The 17,977-nt window shown below is 49.9% G+C and carries 17 protein-coding genes; 13 read left to right on the forward strand and 4 right to left on the reverse strand.

Annotated elements, in window-relative coordinates:
* Position 1 precedes the first annotated feature (1 nt).
* From ICL55_RS03805 to ICL55_RS03835, 7 genes are all read left to right on the forward strand, one after another.
* On the forward strand, positions 2–754 hold the full coding sequence (locus tag ICL55_RS03805) for a DUF4397 domain-containing protein (protein ID WP_188094708.1): 753 nt from the start codon (positions 2–4) through the stop codon (positions 752–754).
* A gap of 34 nt (positions 755–788) precedes the next feature.
* Complete coding sequence (locus tag ICL55_RS03810; protein WP_223151296.1) at positions 789–1,715, forward strand: ABC transporter ATP-binding protein; 927 nt, start codon at positions 789–791, stop codon at positions 1,713–1,715.
* A 9-nt stretch (positions 1,716–1,724) separates the two neighbouring features.
* Positions 1,725–4,052 carry an ABC transporter permease subunit gene (locus tag ICL55_RS03815; protein ID WP_188094709.1) on the forward strand — a complete coding sequence of 776 codons (2,328 nt, stop codon included), beginning with the start codon at positions 1,725–1,727 and terminating at the stop codon, positions 4,050–4,052.
* Positions 4,053–4,063: 11 nt separating this feature from the next.
* Positions 4,064–5,362, forward strand: coding sequence for a MutS-related protein (locus ICL55_RS03820; protein WP_188094710.1), 1,299 nt, complete (start codon positions 4,064–4,066; stop codon positions 5,360–5,362).
* Between the two features lie 11 nt (positions 5,363–5,373).
* Positions 5,374–6,699 carry a MutS-related protein gene (locus ICL55_RS03825; protein WP_188094711.1) on the forward strand — a complete coding sequence of 442 codons (1,326 nt, stop codon included), beginning with the start codon at positions 5,374–5,376 and terminating at the stop codon, positions 6,697–6,699.
* Between the two features lie 21 nt (positions 6,700–6,720).
* Positions 6,721–8,202: a S41 family peptidase gene (locus ICL55_RS03830; RefSeq protein ID WP_188094712.1), complete on the forward strand. Its 1,482-nt coding sequence runs from the start codon at positions 6,721–6,723 to the stop codon at positions 8,200–8,202.
* 390 nt (positions 8,203–8,592) lie between these two features.
* Positions 8,593–8,916 (forward strand): S24 family peptidase, encoded by a 324-nt coding sequence (locus ICL55_RS03835; RefSeq protein WP_188094713.1) that lies wholly within the window; start codon positions 8,593–8,595, stop codon positions 8,914–8,916.
* On the opposite strand, the gene ICL55_RS03840 is transcribed toward ICL55_RS03835, so the two are convergent.
* Entirely contained in the window at positions 8,897–9,772 is an 876-nt protein-coding gene (locus ICL55_RS03840) for an MBL fold metallo-hydrolase (protein WP_188094714.1), read from the reverse strand. The two genes, ICL55_RS03835 and ICL55_RS03840, sit on opposite strands and share 20 nt — an antisense overlap.
* Before the next feature lie 86 nt (positions 9,773–9,858).
* On the opposite strand from ICL55_RS03840, the gene ICL55_RS03845 reads away from it, so the two are divergent.
* From ICL55_RS03845 to ICL55_RS03860, 4 genes are all read left to right on the forward strand, one after another.
* On the forward strand, positions 9,859–10,746 hold the full coding sequence (locus tag ICL55_RS03845; RefSeq protein WP_188094715.1) for a LysR substrate-binding domain-containing protein: 888 nt from the start codon (positions 9,859–9,861) through the stop codon (positions 10,744–10,746).
* A gap of 115 nt (positions 10,747–10,861) precedes the next feature.
* Positions 10,862–12,391, forward strand: a complete 1,530-nt coding sequence (locus ICL55_RS03850; protein ID WP_188094716.1) for a papain-like cysteine protease family protein — start codon at positions 10,862–10,864, stop codon at positions 12,389–12,391.
* Position 12,392: 1 nt separating this feature from the next.
* The gene (locus ICL55_RS03855; RefSeq protein WP_188094717.1) at positions 12,393–12,590 is read left to right on the forward strand and encodes a hypothetical protein; all 198 of its coding nucleotides are present in this window, start codon (positions 12,393–12,395) and stop codon (positions 12,588–12,590) included.
* A gap of 72 nt (positions 12,591–12,662) precedes the next feature.
* A complete protein-coding gene (locus tag ICL55_RS03860; RefSeq protein ID WP_188094718.1) occupies positions 12,663–13,325 on the forward strand; it encodes a CatA-like O-acetyltransferase in 663 nt (220 codons plus the stop codon).
* Position 13,326: 1 nt separating this feature from the next.
* Here ICL55_RS03860 and ICL55_RS03865 read toward each other — a convergent pair whose 3' ends face one another.
* A complete protein-coding gene (locus ICL55_RS03865; protein ID WP_188094719.1) occupies positions 13,327–14,139 on the reverse strand; it encodes an AraC family transcriptional regulator in 813 nt (270 codons plus the stop codon).
* Positions 14,140–14,340: 201 nt separating this feature from the next.
* Between ICL55_RS03865 and ICL55_RS03870 the strand changes: the two genes are divergently transcribed.
* A complete protein-coding gene (locus ICL55_RS03870) occupies positions 14,341–14,628 on the forward strand; it encodes a hypothetical protein (protein WP_188094720.1) in 288 nt (95 codons plus the stop codon).
* A gap of 27 nt (positions 14,629–14,655) precedes the next feature.
* Here ICL55_RS03870 and ICL55_RS03875 read toward each other — a convergent pair whose 3' ends face one another.
* Together ICL55_RS03875 and ICL55_RS03880 are read right to left on the reverse strand one after the other, a co-directional pair.
* Positions 14,656–16,461 carry an AMP-dependent synthetase/ligase gene (locus tag ICL55_RS03875; RefSeq protein ID WP_188094721.1) on the reverse strand — a complete coding sequence of 602 codons (1,806 nt, stop codon included), beginning with the start codon at positions 16,459–16,461 and terminating at the stop codon, positions 14,656–14,658.
* A 45-nt stretch (positions 16,462–16,506) separates the two neighbouring features.
* Positions 16,507–16,695 (reverse strand): hypothetical protein, encoded by a 189-nt coding sequence (locus tag ICL55_RS03880; RefSeq protein WP_188094722.1) that lies wholly within the window; start codon positions 16,693–16,695, stop codon positions 16,507–16,509.
* A 175-nt stretch (positions 16,696–16,870) separates the two neighbouring features.
* Between ICL55_RS03880 and nagA the strand changes: the two genes are divergently transcribed.
* Positions 16,871–17,974: an N-acetylglucosamine-6-phosphate deacetylase gene (gene nagA / locus ICL55_RS03885; RefSeq protein WP_188094723.1), complete on the forward strand. Its 1,104-nt coding sequence runs from the start codon at positions 16,871–16,873 to the stop codon at positions 17,972–17,974.
* Positions 17,975–17,977 lie beyond the last annotated feature (3 nt).

Raw genomic sequence — 17,977 nt, forward strand, 5'->3', positions numbered from 1 at the left:
TATGCAACGGATCACTTATTACGCAGGCTGTCTCCTGATATTATTACTGGCCGCCTGCTCCAAAGATAAAACACCACCCGGCACCGCTTCGCTGACGATCATCAACGCCGTGCCCGGCAGCCGGCCGCTGGTCACTAATTTCAGCGGCACCGGCGCTATCCGGTATGACATCGCCAATCAGATACCGTACAACCTTTTCGCGCTGGCCAACAACCGTTTCAGTTCCTACGCCGGCCGCCAGCCATTGGCATTGTACCAGTATCCTGACACGACCGATAAAAGCCAGCCACTGTTTAACCTGATGCTCGACCTGCCGGTAGGGGCCATGCGTACGTTGTTTCTTACCGGCACCGTCTCTGCGCCGGACACGCTGTTTGCCAATGATGCCGTGCCCTTCCACCCGATGGGGGACAGTGTATGCGGTTTCCGTTTTGTCAATCTCTCTCCCGGCAGCGCACCGGTGAAAGTGACGATCCAGGGAAAATCCGGCGCACCGGAGGTGAGCAGCCTGTCATTTAAAGGGATCACCGGTTTCATGAATTACCCGGTCAACGCCGCGCAGGAAGATTACGAGTTTGTGTTCAGTGACGCTGCCACCGGGCAATATATTGCCAGCATCGTTACGACCTACGTGCACAACCTGCCTGCCGGCTGGCCCAGTCCATGGCTGTACCAGAACTACACCTTTGCATTGGTCGGCATCCCGGGCGGTACCAACGGACAGGAACAAAAAGTGCTGTCCATCAGGTATTAGGCAGGCATCAACATTTAATTATTCAAAACGTATTATGAGCACTATCTTGAAAATTGACCGGCTCTCACACAGGTACAGCAGTGCCTGGGCTATCCGCGATATTAACCTGGAAATAGGCCATACCGGCGTCATCGGGCTGTTAGGCTCCAATGGCGCTGGTAAGTCTACCACCATGAATATCATCTGCGGTGTGCTGAACCAGACGGAAGGCCAGGTATTTGTGAACGGACTGGATATCCGGCAGCAACCGGAACAAGCCAAAAGAGAGATCGGTTTCCTGCCACAAAATCCTCCTGTATATACTGACCTTACAGTAGATGAGTACCTGCATTTTGCAGCGCAACTGCGACATATCGAGAAAAATAAAGTGCGCAAGGCAGTAGAAGAAGCCAAAGAACGGGTGGGCATTTCCCACTTCAGCACCCGCCTGATCAGTAACCTCTCCGGAGGCTACCGCCAGCGTGTAGGCATCGCGCAGGCTATTATCCATAAACCCAAACTGGTGGTGATGGACGAGCCCACCAATGGCCTTGATCCCAACCAGCTCATTGAAGCCAGAAAACTGATACGGGAGATAGGGCAGGACCATACCGTGTTGTTGTCGTCACATATCCTCTCTGAAGTGCACCTGCTTTGCCGTGAAATCATCATGATAGAAGGAGGCCGGGTGATCTTCTCCGATACCATGGAGGCGTTCAATAATTACGTGCAGCCGCACAGCGTGCTGGTGAAAATGGAACAGCCGCCAACAGCTGCTGAACTACAACAGATCAAAGGCGTGTCCCGGGTGGAATTCCTCAATGACCGTCAGGTCCGCCTCTATTTCGATGGCGATGAAAGTATCACCGAAAGGATCATCACCGCCAGCGTACAGCATGGATGGCGACTACGTGAGATCAACCTCGACAAAGGATTGCTGGATGACATTTTCAAGCAATTATCTATTCAATCGCTCCAATAATTTTTATACATGAAGATGATATTTAAGATTGCTAAAACAGAGCTCCGCAACCTGTTCTATTCACCGGTAGCCTGGTTCTTAACAATCGCTTTTATGGTGCAGTGCGGCGTATACTATGTAGGGCCGTTGTATGGTCTGGCGAACTGGCAGGATATAGTTACCAGAAATAATCCGGGGATTACCGATTTTGGTATATCCATGACCGATACCCTCTTTTTGGGAACCGATGGTATCTTCTCCAGCGCATTGGAGAACCTTTACCTGTTTGTTCCCCTGTTGACCATGGGGCTGATCAGCCGGGAAGTGAACAGTGGCACGATCAAACTATTGTTTTCTTCCCCTATCCGTACCCGTGAGATCGTGTTGGGGAAATACCTGGCGATCATGATCTACAATATGCTGCTGGTAAGTATTGTAGGCATCTTTATGATCGTGGGAGCGCTCAATATTCATCAGGTGGATTATGGTGTATTACTATCTGCCGCATTAGGTTTCTATCTGCTGGTATGCGCGTATACGGCCATCGGATTGTTTATGTCCAGCCTGACCAACTATCAGATCGTTTCGGCTATTGGCAGCTTTATCATCATTTTTGTACTGGCCCATATCGGCGGCCTTTGGCAGAAATATGATTTCGTAAGAGACCTGACTTACTTCCTGTCTATTTCCGGTCGTACGATCAAAATGGTGAAAGGGTTGATCACTACCAAAGACGTGATTTACTTTGCGGTGATCGCGTATATGTTTGTCAGCTTCACGCTGATCAAAATGAAAGCAGGGCGTGAATCGAGGCCATGGTGGGCACAGGCTTCCCGTTATGTGGCCGTATTCGCTTCTGTACTGGTGATCGGCTATATCAGCTCCCGTCCGGCTTTTGTTGCCTACTGGGATACTACCCGCCGGCAGACCAATACGCTGCATGCCAATACCCAGGCCATCTTGAAAGAGCTGGGTAAAGAGCCCATGGAAGTTACGCTGTATACCAACCTGTTGGGACGCGGCGTCCACCGCGGCCTGCCGGAGAACCGGAATGATTATATGTGGAACCTCTGGGAACCATATCTCCGTTTTAAACCGGACATCAAATTTAATTACGTTTATTATTATGATACCGATGATGCTGACAGCTCGCTGTATAGAAGCTGGCCGGGTAAGAGTTTGCCGGAGATCGCCGCGCTGAATGCAGAAGGATTTCAGGTCAATGTCAAAGATTTTAAAGTGCCGGCAGAAGTGCGTAAGATGATCGACCTGCAACCGGAAGGTTATCGTCTGGTGATGCAGCTGAAATACAAAGGAAAGACCACTTTCCTGCGCACCTTCGACGATGCGACCTTCTGGCCGGAAGAACAACAGATTGCGGCTTCTCTTAAAAGACTGCTGCCGGGTAATATGCCCAAAAACATCTTCCTGACCGGCAACCTCGAACGCAGTATCTACAAAAAGGGAGAGCGCGAATATTCCAATCATACCATTGCTAAAGACAACCGTCAGTCGCTGATCAACATCGGCTTCGATTCGGACAGCCTGTGTGTGGAAACACAGGAGATCCCTGCTGATATCGCCACGCTGATACTGGCAGATCCGAAGACCGCCCTGACTGCTACAGCGGTGGAAAAGATCAACCGTTACATCAATAATGGCGGCAATATGCTGATCTTCGGAGAACCCGGCAAACAACAGATGCTTAATCCGGTACTGAAACAATTGGGCGTGCAGCTCATGGACGGTACGCTGATAGAAGTGTCCAAAGATGAAATGCCGCATATGGTGAAGCCGGTCCTCACCTCCGCAGGGTTGCATCTCTCGGAAGATCCTGCCCTGGTAGCTTTACGGGAATTGCAGACGGGTGGTAAAGGTATGGGCCAACTGATGCCTGGCGTCACCGGCATCTCCTTCGGAGACAGCAGCACTTTCAAGGCAGCGCCCCTGCTGCTGACCGTTCCCGGCAAAGCGTGGCTTAAAGCAGGTACCGTGGTGACAGATTCCACCGCGCCGGTATTTAATCCGCAGGACGGAGATACCCGTCAGCCATCCTATGCTACAGCGGTGGGGCTGACCCGTATCATCCATGGTAAGGAGCAACGCATTGCTGTATCCGCAGACGCTGATTTTATGAGCAATCTACGGCAGGGCGGCGGCTTCCTGGGAATTGACTTTTACGCCTGGATGGTAAACGACGCATTTCCCATCTTCACGCCGAAAATAAAACCTGTCGATACCAGACTGACCATAACCGCCGCCACGGCGACGATGGAAAAGTACCTGTTCGTATGGGTGTTGCCAGGGTTGGTACTGCTGGGAGGAACAATATTACTGGTGCGTCGTAAGAGACAATAAAACAGGACACTATGTTTTTACAAACGGATGAACAAACCATAGAAGACCTCCGGATATTCGGCAAACGGGATGTGAGCGGTATCTATGAGCTGTATAACCACACGCATACGCGGGGCGGCGAGGCCCTACTGCAGGAAATGTTCCGGCAGCCGCTGTCCGACAAGGACGCTATTAACCGCAGAAGCAGTATCATCGCCCACTTCGCACAGCAACGTGTAGCTTTCCCGTTTGAAGCGGCCATGTTTGATATGGCGGAAAAATACCTGAAAAACGGTGACGAACATACGAAAAGCGGCGGTCGCACCGCCGCTCTCGGGGAGAAAGATATCTATAACGGCGTAACGGCTGTGATCGGGCTGATACAACAACTGCACCGCTTCATAGAAGGCCCGGCAATAGCCGCTGCTACGGCCTATACCAGCGAGCGCACCGCCATTGCCATGTTGCTCGCGGAGCCGGCGCTGGAACCGGCGCTCAACGAACCGATGAAAGGCAAGTTGTCATTCGGCGCCGTGACCGCGTTCGACCTGCTGTTCCGTACAAGGGAACGGCAGCGTATCACCAGGCTGCTGGAGCACGTATATACGCTGGACGTATACCTGTCTGTAGCGGCGGTGGCCACAGAGAAACAGTTCATATTCCCTACGGCGCTGGACAGCGGTGGTGCGGTGCTGCAACTGGAAGGCGTGTACCACCCGGCCCTGAAAAATCCGGTGCGCAACAACGTGTCCATGGGGCCGGACAGTAACGTCATCTTCCTCACGGGCGCCAACATGGCCGGAAAGTCTACCTTCCTGCGCTCGCTCAGCACGGCGCTGTATATAGCGCACATGGGTTTCCCGGTGGCCGCCGGCAAAATGTCGTTCTCCGTGATGGACGGTATTTATACCACCATCAACCTGCCGGACAACCTCGGCATCGGTGCCAGTCACTTCTACGCGGAAGTGCTGCGCGTGAAAAAAGTAGCGACGGCCCTGAGCAGCGGGCAGTCGCTGCTGGTCATCTTCGATGAGCTGTTCAGAGGCACCAACGTAAAGGACGCCCATGAAGCGACGGTAGCTGTCAGTCGTGCTTTTGCAGGGCGTAAAAACAGCCTGTTTGTTATCTCGTCCCATATCGTAGAAGCCGGCGATGGACTGAAACAAGCCGGCAGTGTGGACTTCCGTTATCTGCCTACGCGGATGAACGGTCATCAGCCCGAGTATACGTATACGTTAGAACAGGGTATTACAGATGATCGCCATGGTATGATCATCATCCGGAATGAAGGCATACTGGATATTCTCAGTAATGGTCGTAAGACTAAATAAAAATTGCAGTTATGAGCTTTAGTATAGACAGGCAAACGATGGATGAACTGAACCTGCTGGGCAAGTTCCGGCAGGGTTCAGTATATCACCTGTTCAACCAGGTGAAGACAAGGGGAGGAGAACGTTTGCTGGACACCATGTTTCAGTCGCCGCTGGAAGATATGGCTGCCATCAACGAACGGAGCAGCATTTTCCGTTTCTTTCAGGAAGCGCAGCTGATATTTCCGTTCGATGTACCGCAGCTAACGCAGATGCGGGAGTACCTCGATACCGGTGGCAGCAAAAATGTGCTGCTCTCCATGGCCGACACCCTGCTGAAGAAAGGACTCTCCACGGTTGCCCGTGATGAACGTTACCGGAAAAATGTGCAGGGCCTGCAGGCTACTATCGTGACGATAAAGAAATGTACCGCCTTCGTGGCTTCCATGGCGTCGCTGTCAGGGCCATATGAAGACCGTATCACCGCCATCCGGCAGCTGCTGCGTACCCGTGAGCTGGAACAGCTGGCAGATATGGACATCTATCAGGCATTGCCCGTAAGAACACTGGCCACCTACGATCATCTGCTGAAAAATAAACTCCGGGAAACGATGGAAACGCTGTTGGCGTTTATCGATGAACTGGATATATATATCGCCGTCAGTGATGTGGCGAGAGCCAAAGGGTTCCATTATGCACAGGCGTTGCCATCAGAGAAAAATATGCTGTCTGCGACTGGACTGCATCATCCCTGTATCAGCAACGCTGTCGGCAACGATATCGAAATGCAGCAGGGCAGCAATGTGTTGTTCCTTACCGGTGCTAATATGGCGGGCAAGTCCACACTGATGAAATCGATCGGCATTGCCTTGTATCTGTCACACATGGGCTTCCCGGTGGCAGCGTCCCGCCTCGTTTTCTCCGTTCGGGAAGGGCTCTATTCTTCGATCAACGTATCGGACAATATCAGTCTGGGCTACAGCCATTTCTATGCAGAAGTGGTGCGGGTGAAACAGGCTGCCGAAGCTACAGCTAGCGGCAAACGCCTGCTGCTGATGTTCGATGAGCTCTTTAAAGGCACCAACGTAAAAGACGCTTACGATGGTACACTGGCCGTGACCGCCGCTTTTGCGGAATATACCGGCTGTCTCTTTATCGTGTCTACCCACATCATAGAAGTGGGAGAGGCGCTGAAAGATAAACCCAATATACAGTTCCGCTTCCTGCCCACGGTGATGGAGGGTAGCCGTCCCCGTTATACCTACCGGCTGGAAGAAGGGATTACGGAAGACCGCCAGGGGATGATGATCATCCGCAATGAAGGTATTCTGGAACTGATTAATGCCAATAACCTGTAAAAAACACCTAACATATAACATATGAAGAAGCTGTTGACATATGGCGCCGGCGCCATACTGGCCTGCGCATGCCTGCAGGCGTCGGCTCAGGAGAAAAAACTGGCCAGCCTCACCAAAGAGGATTTTATTGCCGACTTCCGGTTGGCAGTCGATATTCTGAAAAAACAACATCCTAATCCATATAAGTTTATTGACTCCGCCACTTTCAGCCGCCGGGTGGATTCGCTGATGGACCGTATGGCCAAAGAGCCGGACGTACTGGCCAGCCTGCAATATTCGCCTATTTACCTCGTACGGGACGTGCATACCAGTCTGCGGCTATCCAATGACAATTCCCGGGAGCTGTATAGCACACTTCGTTTCTTCCCCTATCCGGTGATCATCGAACGGGGACGGATATACGTGAATATCAAAGGAGCCACGATTCCTTTTGGTGCGGAGATCATCAGCATCAACAATAAATCCGCTAAAGAAATTCTGCAAAGCCTCTCCACTTCCGCCTATAGTGATGGTTTTATTCCTACCGGCATGGACCGGTTATATTCCGATTTTCAGGTGACCTTCAGTCTGCTGACGCCCCACCAGGCTACCTACCCCGTAACCTGGGTGGCGTCCGGCAGTAAAGAGACAAAGAAGACGATGCTGGCAGCATCGGGGCCTACCGAGGCTTTCCATGCCAACAGGCAGGCTGTCTTCCCGTTCAACCTGTTACAGCGGGCTTATTACATCTACAATGACTATGACGACAGTACGAAAACGGGCCGGTTGACCGTCAATACTTTTGGTATCGGCGAACAGGAAGCTTACAAAGAATTCAGTGAATTTTTCCGGGAAGTAAAGAAGCGGAATTATCAGCAGGTGATCATCGACGTACGCAGCAATGGTGGTGGTAACCCCGCCATCTCCGCGCTGCTGTATTCTTTCATGGCAGAGGCGCCTTTCCGTAACGTGTATAATTACCGTACCCGCAACATCGAAGTGGCCTACCCGGAATATACCGTGGCCGAAAACGGCAGACGCCTTTCTGATGAAGATATACAGGGACAGAAAAACTTCTTCTATCAACGCTTTGATAAAGACAGCTCCGGCTTCTACGTAGGCAATGCCCGCCTGAAAGACGGTCTGCTGGAGAATTTCCCGCCTGATAAAGATGCCTTTCACGGGAAAGTATATGTATTGACCGGTGGCGGCACCGTGTCTGCGGCGACTTACTTCGCTTCATTGGTACAGAAGAATAAAAGAGGCGTTATCATCGGAAAGGAAACCGGTAGTGGCGAAGCGGCTACCACGGCAGCCTGGTTCCTGCGGTACCTGCTGCCACGCACAAAATGTGTGCTGACGGTTCCTTTGTCTGAGCTCTATTTCTTTAATGCCACAAAAGACCCCGGTCGTGGTATTATGCCGGATAAAGAAGTTCCGATGGATAAATTCATGGGGTATGTACAGGCAGATAAAGATCCTGAAATATCCTATACTATGGAGCTGATTAATGCAGCGAAATAACAAAAAGCTGGTGTGCACAACACCAGCTTTTTTTATGCTACCCTTAGGTTATTCTAAAATAAATACCCATCTTTGCATCGGAAATAAGGTTCTTGACATGCAGAACTTTTTGATTCAGATCGTTATGAGATAGTAGTATATCGTGCAGAAACGGCTTTCTGCCATATCCCCGGAAGTATTGTACATCTGTGACCCCGGTTAAATCCTCCCACATTGTAGTGCTGCCCTGATCCCTGTTCTGATACGCAATCAACAAGTTTTTTACAGTCATTTTTTACCGGTAGACCCGTGTCGTTGATGTATGTCGTCAATGGACATACGGTGTTTGTTGCCCGAAAGTCGGGCGGCCCGGCAGACCTATGCCCTGAAAATGCACTTAATTTTTATGTTATGAATAAATATGAAAGACTCAAAAATGAACTGGAAACAGTTGGGACCGGAAAAATGAAAGCCTTTGGCAGTTCTATGTTGCCTATCCTGAAAAGTGGCACGCTGCTTACGTTTCAACGGGAGCAGGAATATGCCGTGGGCGACATCGTGTTCTGTAAGGTGAAAGGGCGTTATATCGATGCGCACAAAATCACCAAGAGAGATGCCAACAAAGGATACCTGATCGCTAATAATCACGGATTTGAAAACGGATGGACGAAGGTGATCTATGGCAGGGTGATACTGGGAGAATATGAGAATCGGACTATCTACCCGAAGCGGTAGCCGGTTCCCATTCAAAACCGATATCCCCTTTTTTTATCTTCCCCAATCCCGGCCATGGCAGATGGTAGGTCATCGTCATTTTCCCGTTGCTGGCCGCCTCCTGTAACATACTTTCCCGCGTCCGGGCAGCCTGCCCGAAATCCATATCATAAAACATTCCCCATTCCGGACGTTGCAACAGTACGACTGCATGTAGCAGGTCGGCGCTGTGCAGTAAGGTTTCCTCACCGGAAAAAATTTCCACCATGCTGTGCCCCAGCGTATGCCCGGGCGCAGGTACCAGTCTGATACAATCGTATAGTGTTGCCCGTGGGGTTGTCAGCCACAGCTGCGGCTGAATAGCCCGCAGTATCTCCGGGATGCGCGTGGTCAGTCCTGTTTTCATCTCAGGTGCTATGTCCAGCGGACTGGCCGTAAAGTCGGGTAGTTCCTGCATCCAGTGGTCGTATTCGGTTTGACTTAAATGAACTATAGCATGAGGGAAAACGGGAGAACCATCCGGATGTAAAAGGCCGCCAGTATGATCGGTGTGGGCATGTGTTAATACTATATCTGTAATAGCTGTTACCGGAATGCCGGCAGCAGCAAGACTTGCGGGCAACCGTCCGCTGGTCCTGTCTTCTGTTCCGAGGCCTGCGTCAATCATTATCAGTCTGTCCTGATGGCGTACCAACAGTATGTTAAGATCGAGAGACAGTACATCCGTGGGCAGTTGTAATGCCCTGAGGGCTTGTTGTACGCGGTCGGGCTGTTCATAAGGCCCTATCATAGGATGCGCGGGCGCCAGGTCCTGATAGCCGTCGCTGAAGATCATCAGCTCCAGTTGCCCCAGCCGGAAAGAGAATGGTGTTTGCATGGTTTTTATTTGCCTGCAAACCTAGGCCAATTTCGTACTTTTGTATAGTTGAATTATCTCATCAGATACTTTAATAAAACTAAAGTATGATCACAGATGTACTAGATCTGGATCTGCTGCGGACGTTTGTGCTGGCGGTGGATGCAGGTAGTTTCGCCCGTGCGGCGGAGCAGGTGTCCCGTTCGCAATCGGCCGTGAGTTTGCAGATGCAGCGGCTCGAAGAGCTGACAGGCCATCAGCTGTTTGTCAAACAGGGACGTAGCTGGGAGCTGTCCGCCAGCGGCGAGCTATTGATGGGTTATGCCCGGCAGTTGCTGCGACTGAATGATCAGGCGGTGGAGGCATTGTCTGCCCGGCAGCTGGCCGGCGTAGTGCGTCTGGGCATGCTGACTGATTTCTCCGAAGGAAGTTTGCCGCAGGTACTGGCCCGTTTTGCGGAACAGCATCCGCGGGTGCAGATGGAGATAACGATCGATAAACAGGTAGTGTTGCAGCAGAAACTGCAGTCAGGTAAACTGGACGTGATCGTTTGCGTGGGGGCGCAGTTGCCGGAAGGAGCTATCCCCATCGGTAAGGTGCCGTTGCGCTGGATAGGGAATAAAGCTGTGGCACAGCAATCGCCATTGCCGTTATTGTTGTTTGAGCCGCCTTGCCTGTTCCGTGCTGCCGGGCTTGCGGCGCTGGAGAAAGCCGGAATGACCTGGAAGCCTGTGCTCACCGCCAGCAACGTAGCGGGGATGTGGGCTGCTGCCAGAGCCGGACTGGGCATTACGATCCGCACACAGATAGGACTGCCGCCGGATTGTAAAGTGCTGCCCGTTTCCCGCAGCCTGCCGGCACTGCCACAGATATATGTCTACCTGCTGACAGCCCCGCGGAAAAAAACAAAGGCCTCCGTGCTTCGGCTGACGGAAATCGTCGAGGAAACACTCAGCGGTGAACTAAAAAGTATTCAGGCGTCAAAAAAGAAATAACAAAGATGAAATTTGTTAATCATCCGCTTTTTATAAAGTCATGAGAATGGCCGGCAATACTATCATTAGCTTTGACAAGTTAACGCCAATTTAGTTTTGCCAAAATCATTTCTTTATGAGTATTACCACAATTGTTTGTTTGCCACATGAATTAAGGGAAGAGCTGACCCGGATTATGCAGGAGGAGTTTGAAGTCTCCATGCAGGTTGCAAAGGAAGCTTTTGATGCCATGCTGGAGGGGTATTTCGAGAGGTTAAAGAAAGGGGTGCAGTTTGTAATTGAGTATCCTTATGTGGACAAAGTTTACAGAGATAGCTATTACGCGTATTTTTCTTCCAAGCGAAGATTGTATCAAAAAGATTGTATCCGGATTTCTGTATTTGAGGGAGAGGTGCTTCCCGATCAGTTCAGAAGTGCTGGTGGTATCGCCAGCCTAAGGGAACGGTATCTGGGGTTTATGGTGTTGCGGCCGACGATGCCTCATGTTATTGGCAGAAGTGTCCTTTCTCCGCATGCTTTGCGGCAGAGTGGTTTTCTCAGCCTTACAGGAAAGTTTCAGACGACGGTGAATGCTGTTAAGTTTGAGGCAATTGGTTTTCCGCATTCTTCGCAAGACACCGAAACATTGACTTGTGCTGAAACGTCAATATGGGCCTTAATGGAGTACTTTGCCTCGCGATATTCTGAATATAAGCCTGTAGCTTCGTCTATAATTGTCAATGTGTTAAGAAGTCAGTCGAGTTTCAGACAAATACCTTCGGAAGGACTCACTATTGAACAAATAGGATTTGCACTACAGGAATTCGGATTTGGTACAAAGGCCTACTCTAAAGGCAGGCACTCATCAGCTTCTTTTTTAAATCTGTTGTCTGTATATGTTGAGAGTGGAATACCAATAATTGTCGCCGTGTCTAATGAACATAGAGGTGGTAATATTGGACATGCAATGTTGATTGTTGGACGCTCAGAGATGAGAGATGAAGATATTGACAAGCTATCCGTAACAGAGGCGGAAGATACTGTACTGGCGGCCGCGATGAAGAATAAAGGCGTAAGTATAATAGACTGTGCTGATGTGAAACGGAGCTTTGTCTTTATAGACGATAATTATCCAGCCTATCAATTAGCGCCCTTGGATGCACCCACGGCATATTATGATGATGCGGAATGGCGAAAATGTGAAATTGTGGATTTTCTCGTACCTCTTTACCCTAAAGCTTATTTGGAAGAGGTTGTAGCGAGGAGATATATGAAGCGATTGTTGTTGGGAGAATTGTTTCACATTCCTGCAGGTACTGAGTTGCTTATTCGTCTTTTTATGGTTTCCAGCAGATCGTACAAAGATTATCTTACTCTCGAGACAAGCTTTCAGCGTGATTTTAAAGATATTATTTTGATGATGTCGATGTCAAAATTTATATGGGTAGGTGAGATTTCATCAAGGGAGTTAATTAAGCAACATAAGGCCAGCGGACTTATTATTCTTGACGCAACAGAAGCGCAGGTGCTACACAACAATGCACTAGTTGTATGTGGATATGGTGATTGTTGTTACTACAGAAATGCTTCCGGCAAGCAGTTAGTTCGAAATTTTCTATCTTTGGAGGAGTTTAATGTTTTCACTAACAATTTAAAAGGGTTCTGATATGCCTATCAAATTGAATAGGGGCGAAGAGATTATCGCCCAATGGGAGAAAGAAGGGAGATCGCAGGTGATGGACAGTCCGGAGTTTTTGGAGATGATGAGCGAAATTGGAAAGGATATGGAGCAATTCCGGCAGGAGTATAAGAGGACGGTTGCCCTTTCATGGAGGGATGCCTCCAAAACTATTCTCACAGCATAACATCTGTAACCCTTACATACTGAAAGGCTGGCAATGGAGTGCCGGCCTTTCATATTTCAAAAAAATCACAAAATGACTCCTGTTTTTTCTCCGGTAGATCTGGAAACCTGGCCACGCAAACCATACTTTGATTACTTCTACTATGGCGTGAAGACCAAATACAACATCAATCATCACCTCGATATCACAATGCTGATAAAAGAAGTGAAAAAAAGAGAATTAAAGTTTTATCCGGTGATGTTATATGTCATCATGAAAATGGTCAATCAGCGGGAGGCGTTCCGTTATGCCTTTGATGATAAAGGAAGATTAGGTCACTGGAATTACGTAGTTCCGTCGTACACGATTTTTCATGAAGATGATAAAACGTTTTCTGACGTGTGGAGTGACTATCACGAAAGCTTTAAGGTTTTTTATAAAACGATCGTGGGGGATATGGCCACCTATAAAGATGTGAAAGGATTAAAGGCCCGGTCGGGCCGGCCGGATAATTTCTGTCCGGTGTCTGCGTTGCCATGGCTTAGTTTTGCGGGTTTCAGCCAGGACACGTATACTGAATCTTCGATGTTGTTTCCGATTATCCGGTTTGGAAAATACTACACGGAAAATGAAAAGGTGATGCTGCCGTTGACCGTTTTTGTGCATCATGCTGTGGCCGATGGTTATCATACCTGTCAACTGATCAATGATATGCAGGAGATGAGCAACACGGCAGGGGTGTGGCTCAATGGGTAGACTAATGAGCAGCCAGACAAATATCTTCCTGGAATTTCAGATATTGTTTAGGACTCAGCCGAACGTAATGCTGGAAGTCGTGTATCAGCTGGCTCTGGTCATAGTAGCCACAAGCATCAATAAGATCAAACCAGTCGACGGAGGCGCCTGCGGCCACCTGTTGCTGTAACAGTTGCACTGCTTTTAAAAACCGTTGGTAACGCTGGCGTTCCTTTACGGTATAGCCAAATTGTTTTTTCTGATGTAGCTGAACATTGCGTTCGCTTTGTCGGGTGGCATCGGCAATCGTTTTTACCGGATTCAGGTTGTCATCTTCAAAATTAGCCAGTTGCGCGGAAAGCAGATGCTGGTCCTGTAAATAAGGCCTGCAGAAATGAAGGATATGCGCTACCTGTGCCGCCGGGTCAGGTATATGTTGCAGCGATTCCCATAAAGCGGTAAAGCAGTTATCGGCCACCAGCTCGTTGGGATGCCCTGCCATGGTAGCACGACCAAAGAACCGGTAAAAAGCGTCGTCTTTGAAATTAGCTACGAGTATGCTCGTGCCGGTGGGGAGTGTATAGTCAAATGCCTGTTTCACCGGCCCCAATACCATACATTGCTCCACTTCCATCTGCGTTTGTTGTGCCGAATGCAGCAGGCCTTTCCCGCCAAACATAAAAACCATGATTGTTTGATAAGTAGGTAGGAGTGTTTTCTTTACCGCAGCGCCGGTATGATTGGCAGCATGATAAAAATAGGAAAACACGGTTTCGTACTCCGCCGGAACAGGCAGACGTGATTGCTGATAGTCCTGATGTGTACCCTGGTTCATGCCTCAAAGATAGCAGAAATAAGGGTAGATGTTAATCATGGCAATTTCACATCTGTGATGAACTATTGACGGAATGATGAGATAGTTTTGTCGTGACATGGTACTACTACCTATTTCTCCGCCATAAATTTCCTTATATTCACAACATTACACTGTAAAGGGAAACCTGCCAGACCTATTCACTTTTAATTGTTCAGATTTATGACAACCCAGTTTTTTTACCTGGCACTTAGCCCGATGGGAGAGAAACTACCGTATTTGTATAGCAGCGTTTTTAAAATTACCTACCAGCATTTGAAAGATCTGGTGGCGCAGCAGCAGGAACTGGAGGCAGCTTTCAGGGTATACAATCATCAACCGGAAGCGTATAAAGCGGAGTGGTCGGTGGGAACCGATGAAGAGGAACAGGCAGCGGCCGACAGGAATGATGAGATACGTGCCTGGCAAATGGATGAAACGAAAATTGTACGGACAATAAATTGGCCCTGACAGCAGTACTGACAGGGCCATGCAATATCATTCATGCTCGTGCTGATAGATCTTCTCTATCGCGCCTTTATATTTTTCGAGCACCACTTTTCTTTTCAGGCTTAGCTTAGGCGTCATTTCACCGCCGGCAATGCTCCATTCTTCGGGCAGCAGCTCGAAGCGTTTGAGCTGTTCCACATGGTTGAAGTGCTGATTATAGTCGTCGATCACTTTCTGATAAGCTTGCTGCACTTCGGGGCGCGCAATGGCTTCTGTATTATTGGTGAAAGGGATGTTTTGTTTGTTCATCCAGTACTTCAGATACGGGAACGCGGGTACGATCAGCGCACCGGTGAATTTATGGCCTTCCCCTACCACCATGATCTGTTCAATGAAAGGGCTTTCTTTGAACTTATTTTCGATGGGCTGTGGCGCTACATATTTACCACCGCTGGTTTTGAAGAGTTCCTTTTTACGGTCGGTGATTTTGATGAACTTCTCATCCACCCAGATACCGATATCGCCGGTGTGTAGCCAGCCATCTATCACCGCTTCGGCGGTGAGGTCGGGGCGTTTGTAGTAGCCTTTCATGACAGTGGTGCCTTTAACGCATATTTCCCCGTCTTCGTCCAGTCTCACTTCGATGCCGTCAATTGGAGGGCCTACCGTGCCGAATTTGACGCCACCAGGCTTCCTGCGGTTAACGCAGATCACCGGGCTGTTTTCGGTAGGGCCGTAACCTTCATAGACCGGTATTTTGGCCGCATTGAAGATACGCAACAGTTTCTCCTGGCAGGCAGCGCCGCCGGTGACGATATAGCTGATATTGCCGCCCAGCGCCTCGCGCCACTTGCTGAAGATTAACTTGTTGGCGATGGACAGCTGGAAATTGTACCACGCGCCACCACTGATATTGTTGTCATACCTGCCGGCGAGGGACACCGCCCAGAAAAACAGCCGTCGCTTGATGCCTGTGAGACTGTTGCCGGTAGCCATAATTTTCTCAAATACTTTTTCCAGCAACCGGGGCACCGTGGTAAACCCGTCGGGCCGTACCTCTTTCAGGTTCTCACTGAGGGTATCCAGACTTTCTGCGTAGTAGATACTGATACCACTGAAAAGATAGATATAGGTGACTGTCTTCTCAAAAATATGGTTCAGCGGCAGAAAGCTGAGTACCTTCTGCTGCGGCGCGTCGTCAAAAGGGAAGCTGACCTTGGAATACATCACGTTGGAGGATATATTGGCATGGGTGAGCATAACGCCTTTGGGAGTACCGGTAGTGCCGGACGTATAGATGATAGTGGCCAGATGTTCCGGGTCAATACCCTCTTTGACAGAGTCTACCTGCGACAGCAGCGCAGGGGTGGCCAGCGCTGTGATAGTGCTCCAATGTGTGGCACCGGGAATCTCATCAAAGGTATAGATCTCCTTCAGAGACGGCACACCACCCCGGAGCCCCTGGATTTTATCCAACATCTCTTTGCTGCTGACGAAGATATACTTCACCGCGGCATCATTCAGGATAAATTGTATTTCTGCCGGATTGGTGGTAGGATACAGCGGTACCAGCACGGCACCGGTCTGCTGTACGGCCAGGTCTGTAAATATCCATTCCGGCCGGTTGTTACTAATAATGGCGATCTTGTCGGCGCCTTCCGGCGTAAAATCGTTGCCGCCCACGCCCAGCTGTAATAAGCCGGCACTAAAGCGGTTCACTGTTTCACTGACACTGGCGGTACTGAAAGTCTTCCAGCTGCCATTGATTTTGGCGGCCAGCATGTCCTGTTTCGGGAATTTCTCCAGCTGAAACTTTACTGCGTCGAATAGCCTGTGCCTCGGGAGCGTACTCATAAGGTAGATTTAGTGATTAATAGGTACCAGTTCTAATTAAATATACTAAAAAATATATGTCAGTAAAGATGAAATTATAATCGGATGCTGTACGGCCAGCTTCCCTGCGATGAAATAAGTTTCGATATTACGGTTCCGGGAGAGACTCACCCTGGGGGAAAGCGGCATCGTTTCCTGTGCGAAAGAAGGCATCATCATCATCGTCAATATCAGCAGTAACGGGAATCTTGGCATATGGGTCACATGTTCTGTCTCTACAATATAATCAATTTTTGCGCGCAACAAACACCACGATGGTGAAAGTTATCTGTGACACGCGTTGCTTTTATGCTGATCTTTTCCTATTTTTTCTGCTTTACACAACTTTAATAGCCGGCAGCTCCTACGGCGCCGGCATCAAAATAAGATTATGCTTACTGCTTTCACAAACGGGACCATCTACACCGGTGCGCAGGTCATCACCGGTAAAGCTCTTTTAACGGAAGAAGGGAAAATACGGGCGCTGGTCAACCCGGCAGATGTCCCCGCACAGGCAACGGTGGTGGATTGTAACGGACATATCATCGCGCCGGGCTTGCTGGACCTCCAGATCTATGGCGGCGGTGGTTACCTTTTCTCGGCCCATCCTTCTCCGGAAGCGCTCAACGCGATGGCGCAGGCACTGGTGAAAAGCGGTACAACCGGTTTCCTGCTCACCCTCGCCACGGATACCATGGAGGTGTTTCACGAATGTATCCGTATTGTACGCAACCATCCGCATCCGGCGGTGCTGGGCATGCATCTCGAAGGACCTTATATCAATCCGGTTAAAAAAGGCGCACATACCCTGGAGCTGATCAAACGGCCGGAACGTGCCGAGCTGGAAAGCTTGCTGGCCGCCGCCGGTGGCATCGTGAAGATGATCACCGTCGCCCCCGAAATGTGCGACCCCGCTATTCTTCGCTGGCTCGATGAACAGGGCGTCATTCTCTCTGCCGGCCATAGCAACGCCACTTTTAATGAAGCCATGGAAGGATTCCGGAACGGCGTACGCGCCGTCACACACCTCTTTAATGCCATGTCCCCCCTGCAACACCGCGATACGGGCCTGCCTGGCGCTACGTTCCGCGATAGCAGCGTATATGCGAGCATCATCGCCGACAATATCCATGTAGATGACAACGCCCTGATCATTAGTAAAAAGGTAATGGGCCACCGGCTGTTCCTGATCACCGATGCGGTAGAGGCCAACAATACGGGCGCCAGCCAGCATGTGGCGCAGGAGGACCGCTTCACACGGCCCGACGGCACGCTCTCCGGCTCCCGGCTGACACTGATGCGCGCGGTACAACGTTGTGTCCAGCATGCCGGCATCCCGCTGGAGGAAGCGCTGCGCATGGCGACGGTATACCCCGCCACCCTGATGGGCATCAAAGACCGGGGCCGTATTGAACCAGGCTGCCGCGCAGACATCATCGTATTGGATCACCAGTATAAAGTACAAAAAGTATATATCGCCGGTGCACAACAGTGAGCC

This window comes from Chitinophaga varians (assembly GCF_014529945.1).
Taxonomy (GTDB): domain Bacteria; phylum Bacteroidota; class Bacteroidia; order Chitinophagales; family Chitinophagaceae; genus Chitinophaga; species Chitinophaga varians.